This is a genomic window from Streptomyces sp. NPDC001373, from assembly GCF_042895815.1.
GTDB lineage: Bacteria > Actinomycetota > Actinomycetes > Streptomycetales > Streptomycetaceae > Streptomyces.
In genome coordinates this window covers 22,095-28,094 of sequence record NZ_JBIAWQ010000036.1, presented here as the reverse complement: position 1 = coordinate 28,094, position 6,000 = coordinate 22,095, and the positions used below count along the sequence as shown (strand labels likewise).

Here is a 6,000-nt window from a genome sequence, read left to right as displayed (position 1 = left end):
GACGCCAGCGCCAGCCGCACATCGTCCGCGGCTACTTCGGCGGCCCACACGTCCGCTACGTCCTGGACGAGAACCCCATGAGTTTCTGATCAATATGAGCAACGGTGCCGGCCGCTTGGGAATCTCGTTTCAGACATCGGCGCTGGCCTCGTCCCTCTCGGAAAGGATCTGCGGTATCCCCTCGATCAGCACCACGACGCTGACCAACTCGTCAGCATCGGAACGCCCCAGCCACACGGGGTAGGTACCGTCCCCGGTCGTCGCGAAGGCCATCAGCTCGCCGCCGGTGGCCGTGTCCCAGGTGCGGTGGATGAACATCGACCCGTCGGTGAGGTCCTCGTACCCGTGGAGGTCCGGCTCCCCCTCGATCAGTCCCCGCTCGAAGAGCGAGAGGAGCGACTCGAAGGATCCGGCATCGGCGAAGCAGCCGGTGGCGCCGTCCGTGTCGAAGCCGGCTATCTGATTCTCGATGAAGATGCGGAGGTCGTCGTCCGCCCCGAGGGCCATCTCCCAGGACGCGGCAGGGCTCTCGCCGAGGAGCAAACGGACCGCCGTGGGGTCCGTGGTCTCGACCTCGGCGTTGCGCCACTCGCAGTGGTATCTGTATGCGACCCGTGCCTCGTCGAGCACGTACTCCCCGGGCGGGATGGGGACCGTGATGTGCGGCCCATTCTCGTGGTCGGTGAACAGGCCGGAAACGGCCAGCAGCCCACTGGGGACGTGCACGGTGCCGACCCGGCGCGGCTCGACGACCGTCTGCTCGGGGTGGTACCCGTCGGTGACCCGCACCCCGGGCCGGAACAAGTCGCCGATCCGGCCCGGCTGCGCGGGGCGCGGCGGCCGCCAGCAGGAGGCGGGGGCATCCCCGCCGTCGTCCTCGAGGAGCTCGCCCGCCTCGAAGACCGGCGGCTCCGTGAACCCGTGCACCCGCGCCGAGAGCAGCGGCCACTCCCCAAAAGCGGGCCGGTCCATCCAGCGCTGGTCCTCCCGGAGGTCGGCCGAGGTGACGTACCCCCGGGGCTCCTCCTTCCGCCGCCCCCTCCCGTCCGGGAACAGGTCCAGGATGACGCGCGGGCACTTGGGATCGAACTCCGCCGTCTCCGGGTCCGGGTAGTTCCAGGCGATGGAGTACCGGTGGAACAGCCGCGCCGGGTCGTCCAGCAGCCTCAGGTCCAGGTCGTGGGTACGGCGGCCCAGGTCGTCGTACACCCACAGCCCGACGTGGTGGTCCCGCCAGGAGACGAGCCGGACCTCCAACGGCGAATTCGTGCCCGCGGTCCGGTACACCACCACGTAGGGCAGCCCGGCCGCGTCGCGCTCCCGGGCCTCCCCGACGGACAGCGTCCGCCAGACGGCGCGGGACTCCGGGTCCCATCCCTGCGCGTACCCAACATCGACGACCACGACCGCCCCCTCCTGCCCCTTGCATGTTCTCGAGCAAGGTAGCTGCAGGCTGTGACAACAGTCCCGCGGGGCCGGACGAGGGGTGTGCTCCGCCCAGACGGTCTTGCGACTATCCGGTCCATGACCTCTAGTCAACGCGGCCGCCGCCGGGAGCAGTGCCGACCTGGCCCGGCAGCGCGCCGGCGGTGTGTCTGCCCCGTCGTCAACTCCCGGTCAGTCGACGCGCGATGGCCTCCAGCAGCTCATCCAGCACCGCCTCGTGCGTCCGCCCCCGAGGGCGGGCCAGCCCCACCCGGCTCGGTGAGACCCCGCGCACTGGACGGAACACCACGTCCGGGTGGGAGTAGAAACGGGCCGCCGACGCCGGGGCCAGCGCTACGCAGCCGCCGGCCACCGCTCCGAGCCACTCGTCGGGAAGGCTGGTGACGGCGCCGACCCGGACGGGGTGCCCGTCCCGCTCCTCCGCCGCCAGCCAGTGCCCCCTCCATGCTCCGGTCCCGGCTGCGGCCGCGACGAACGGTTCGTCCCACAACTTCCAGAATTCCACCGTCTCGCTGTTCGCCAGCGGATGCCGAGCCGGCAGCAGCACCCCGCGCTCCTCAACGAACAACTCCCGCAACGCGAAACTCTCCTGCCCCGGAAACGGCAAACGCACCACTGCCGCAGCCACCTCGCCCCGGGCCAGGCCGGCGCTCGGGTCCGACCAGCCGAACTGCCGCAGTTCCACGCGCCACTCCGCATGCGCCCGGCGGAACTCGGCGATGACCTCGGGGACGCCACCCACTGCGCCGGCGTCCAGGAAACCCAGGCGCAGCACCCGCGCCGCTCGGCCGGTTGCATGCACCGCCTCATCCCAGCCGTCCAGCAGTGCGGGCACCCGCGAGGCGAGCTCACGACCAGCTTCGGTCAGCGCCATCCCCGATCGCGAACGCGCGAAGAGCCGTACCCCGAGATCGTCCTCCAGGCGCCGGATCTGCTTTGTCAGCGCAGGCTGCGAGACGAACAGCCTCTCCGCTGCTCCGGTCAGGCTGCCCTCCTCCGCCACGGCGGCGAAGTACCGAAGCAGGCGCATGTCCACGTCCATGCCACCAGGTTATAGAAGCAGATATTGGACGGCGTAGAAGCGCCCGCGGACCCTGGCGGCATGACCGGTACCCAGCTCGCGCTCCTCGTCGTCACCCTGCTCACCGCCGCTGCCAACGCAGGTATCGCCGCCGCCGACCTCGCCGGGGCGCGCCTCGTGCTGGCCAACTCAGCGCAGGTGGGGGTCGCCCGATCGTGGCTGCCCTGGCTGGCCGCCCTCAAACTGGCTGGTGCGGCGGGCCTCCTCCTAGGCCTCCTCAACACCGCACTGCGCCCCCTCGGCGCCGCCGCGGCCTGCGGTCTCGTCCTGCTCTACCTGGGCGCGCTCGCCTACCATCTGCGCGCTCGTGTGCTCCACAACCTCGCGTTTCCCGGCTTCTTCCTCGCCACCGCCGTCGCCTCGCTGGCCTTGACCGTGTCCTCCTGAAGGCGGCACCACTCACGGTTCGATGAGAACACTCAGCCTTCGCTGCGACAGGTCAGTACCCCCATCCGGCCCCGTACCTCGGGCGGAGGCAGCGGGCCCGTGTCACGGTGACAGAGCGATGAGAGGTCCACGCAGGGCGGGGCCCGGCCGGACGGCAGCCACCCCGGCCGGGCCCCGCTACGGGCGCCCGGGCCCCCGACGGCACGTTCAGAGCGGCTGGGCAGAGGATCCGGCCGGGTGAGCTGCGGGCCGTCGCGCGGCACGCCACGCCCAGGCCGGCTGCCGCGCACGCGAGGATGCCCGCACCCCCGACGACTTCCCTATGGAGACTTACGTGCTGGAACGCAAGCGGTTCAAGGGCCGGATGCAGGTCACCTTCGTCCTGCCCGAGGACACCCCCGAGGGGCCGGTCAGCGTGGTCGGGGACTTCAACCACTGGAACCCCGCCGCACACCCTCTTGAGAGCCAGGGCAACGGCACGTGTACCGCCACCGTCGCCCTGCCCGCGCACAGCGCCCACTCCTTGCGTTACCTCGCCGCCGGCGACTACTGGTTCAACGACGACACCGCCGACGGCCAGGACGGCCCCAACAGCCCCACACCTGACCGGCACACGAACGACGGCGCCCCCGCTCCGCCTGGGACGGGGGCCGGCCTTCGAGGACGGGTCAGGCCGCTGGCGCCGGGCCGTCGCCGACCGCCACTTGCGACCGTATGGCCTCATCAGCCCGGGGTCCGGGCCCGGGTCTACGCCGACGTCCTGCGCCCGGGACGGGACGGCCCGTAACCACAAGGCCCTGGGCAAGCTGCCCTCGCACGGGATGTGCCCGACCTCGTCTTCCCTGCCGGCACCGACCTACTGCAGATTCTGTGGTGCCCGCTCGTACACGAGGACGACCAGTACGCGGCCAACCCCCGGCTCCACTGGCGCAACACGGCCCAGACGGCCGCCGACGTCGCTGACGGCCAACCGCCCCGTCCGCACACCGCGGAGGAGGACTACCTGCCCCGCCCGTGCACGGTGTCCCCCACGCCAGCCCTGGAATACCCGAACTGGGACCTTCCTGACGAACTCAGCGAGCAGATCGGCGAGCGCTTCGAGGCCCTGCAGGAAGAACGCGGCTTCGACTACTTCGAGGTGGCCACCACCCAGCAGAGCAAGGTCGGCGGCTATCCGAGCTGGACCCAGCAGCCCGACTGGCCTGACTGCGCGGGCTGCCGCACACGCATGGAGCACCTGCTCAGCGTCACCGCAACCGAGGCGGGCATGGGCCGTTGGCTCCCCCTGGACGAACGCAACCCCAGCCGGGACCAAGCCGAAACCCCGTCCTGGCGAGCCGAAGCAGACCCCGCCGCCCTCGACACATTCGGACACCACATGTACCTAGGCGGCGGAGGCATGTACTTCTTCGTCTGCCGCAACTGCCCGGACACCCCCTACACGCATCGCCACGACTGCTGAGCCCCGTGCCGCTACCAGCTCGACGGTGGCCCCGTCGGCGGCGGGCTGGTCGGTGGTGCCGGTGCAGGTGAAGCCGACCTTGGCCAGGACGCGGCCGGAGGCCGGGTTGTCGGGGTGGTGCATGGCTTCCACTCGGTCCAGGCCAGCGGTGGTGAAGGCGAAGGCGACCACCTGCTGGGCGGCGTCGGTGGCGTGGCTCCAGGTGTCCTCGCGGCAGGATGTAGCTGATGGTGCCCATGACGGGCGAGCGGCGGCGCAGGGCGATGAGGCCGATCCTCTCGTCGGCGGCAGGATGCCCCGGCTCCACTGCGCCCTCGGCGTCTCGGCCGCCCCCGCAAGGGCGCTGCGGATCTTCTCCTGGGCTTGGTCGAGGGGGAGCGCGCGGCCGGTCGTGTATCGGACCGAGGCGCCGCTGTTGATGCGGGTGAGGGCGGGGGCGTCGTCGAGGGGCAGGGCGCGCAGGGTCACCATGCTGCGATCAGTTCCTTGGCCCCCCCGCCAACACCCGTTCCCCTCGGCAGCCTAGTGGTGTGGCACGACGGCGACGGGGCACGCCGAGTGGTGGAGGACGGCATGGGCCACCGATCCGATGCGCGCCCCCAGCGCCGACTCACGGATCTGGCGGCCGACGACGAGCAGCCCGGCATCCGAAGCGGCGGACAGCAGTACGTGGCCCGCGCTGCCCAGCTCCACGTGCGTGACGACGTCCACCTCCGGGTACTTGGTCCGCCACGGCTCCAGCGCCTGCTCCAGCGCGGCCTTCTCGAACGGTTCCAGTCCGCCGACCTGGTCCGCGATCCACAGCGAGCCGGGGCTGTAGCCGTAGATGGGGGGAAGGCTCCAGGCCCGGACCGCGCGCAGCGGCGCGGTGCGCGCCGCTGCCGTCTCGAAGGCGAAGCGCAGCACGTCGGCGGATTCCTCCACGCCGCCCTGCTGGCCGACGACCACCTCGCCTTCGTCGGCTCCGGGGCCCGCCATGCCGTGCCGGGCGCGGATGGAGACGACGGGGCATTCGGCGGCGGCGATCAGCTGTTGCCCGGAGGAGCCCAGCAGGAAGCCGGCCAGGGCGCCGTGCCCGCGGGTGCCGAGTACCAGCATCTGCGCGTCCTTGGCGGCGCGCAGCAGGGCCGGCACGGGGAGGTCCGCCACCACGTCCGTGGAGAGGGAGAGCTGCGGGTGGCGGTGCAGCAGCTCGGCCTCTGTCTCCTGCAGGATCTCTTGGGCACGGCGTGCCTCGGCGTCGCGGTCCTGGACGACCGGGAGGGCGAGCGGCTGCCACAGCCAGGCGTGGATCAGATGGACGTGCAGGTCCCGGCGTACGGCTTCGCGAGCCGCCCATTCGGCCGCGGTCCGGCTTTCGGCGGAGCCGTCCACTCCGACGACAAGGGTGCGCTTCACAGGTCTGTCCTCCGTACTGATGCGCGAGCATCGGGGGCGATGGCCGGACGGGCGGCGCCGGGCGGGTGAAGGACCGGGTGCCACCGGGTTCACCCTCCCCGGGCCGGGCAGGTGTGGAGAAGGGCCGACGGTCCCTTCCCTAGGGCTGGTGCTCCCCTGTCGTTCCCCGTGCCGGCGGTGCGAGGGTGCCGGCATCGGCTCAGTCGGCGAACGTCACCGACCCCCA

At 71.6% G+C, this 6,000-nt stretch carries 7 protein-coding genes; 3 read left to right on the top strand and 4 right to left on the bottom strand.

The window, feature by feature from the left end; genetic code table 11:
- Window positions 1–129: 129 nt before the first annotated feature.
- A complete protein-coding gene (locus tag ACFY15_RS35685) occupies window positions 130–1,404 on the bottom strand; it encodes a DUF4241 domain-containing protein (protein WP_390690713.1) in 1,275 nt (424 codons plus the stop codon).
- Between the two features lie 202 nt (window positions 1,405–1,606).
- Window positions 1,607–2,488, bottom strand: a complete 882-nt coding sequence (locus ACFY15_RS35680) for a LysR family transcriptional regulator (protein ID WP_390826936.1) — start codon at window positions 2,486–2,488, stop codon at window positions 1,607–1,609.
- Between the two features lie 60 nt (window positions 2,489–2,548).
- Here ACFY15_RS35680 and ACFY15_RS35675 point away from each other — a divergent pair, with 60 nt between their 5' ends.
- The 3 genes from ACFY15_RS35675 (at window position 2,549) to ACFY15_RS35665 (ending at window position 4,376) form a co-directional block, all read left to right on the top strand.
- Entirely contained in the window at window positions 2,549–2,914 is a 366-nt protein-coding gene (locus ACFY15_RS35675; protein ID WP_390690714.1) for a DoxX family protein, read from the top strand.
- 322 nt (window positions 2,915–3,236) lie between these two features.
- A complete protein-coding gene (locus tag ACFY15_RS35670) occupies window positions 3,237–3,701 on the top strand; it encodes an isoamylase early set domain-containing protein (RefSeq protein ID WP_390826935.1) in 465 nt (154 codons plus the stop codon).
- Between the two features lie 36 nt (window positions 3,702–3,737).
- A complete protein-coding gene (locus ACFY15_RS35665; RefSeq protein ID WP_390826934.1) occupies window positions 3,738–4,376 on the top strand; it encodes a hypothetical protein in 639 nt (212 codons plus the stop codon).
- On the opposite strand, the gene ACFY15_RS35660 is transcribed toward ACFY15_RS35665, so the two are convergent.
- Window positions 4,299–4,847 carry a GNAT family N-acetyltransferase gene (locus ACFY15_RS35660; RefSeq protein WP_390826933.1) on the bottom strand — a complete coding sequence of 183 codons (549 nt, stop codon included), beginning with the start codon at window positions 4,845–4,847 and terminating at the stop codon, window positions 4,299–4,301. The genes ACFY15_RS35665 and ACFY15_RS35660 overlap by 78 nt on opposite strands.
- 51 nt (window positions 4,848–4,898) lie before the next feature.
- Complete coding sequence (locus ACFY15_RS35655; protein ID WP_390826932.1) at window positions 4,899–5,774, bottom strand: universal stress protein; 876 nt, start codon at window positions 5,772–5,774, stop codon at window positions 4,899–4,901.
- Between the last annotated feature and the right edge of the window lie 226 nt (window positions 5,775–6,000).

What these genes read in the sequence shown, in the direction of transcription:
- ACFY15_RS35680 (WP_390826936.1), bottom strand. Translation starts at nt 2,488, where the DNA reads ATGGACGTGGACATGCGCCTGCTTCGGTACTTCGCCGCCGTGGCGGAG.
- ACFY15_RS35675 (WP_390690714.1), top strand. Translation starts at nt 2,549, where the DNA reads ATGACCGGTACCCAGCTCGCGCTCCTCGTCGTCACCCTGCTCACCGCC.
- ACFY15_RS35670 (WP_390826935.1), top strand. Translation starts at nt 3,237, where the DNA reads ATGGAGACTTACGTGCTGGAACGCAAGCGGTTCAAGGGCCGGATGCAG.
- ACFY15_RS35660 (WP_390826933.1), bottom strand. Translation starts at nt 4,847, where the DNA reads ATGGTGACCCTGCGCGCCCTGCCCCTCGACGACGCCCCCGCCCTCACC.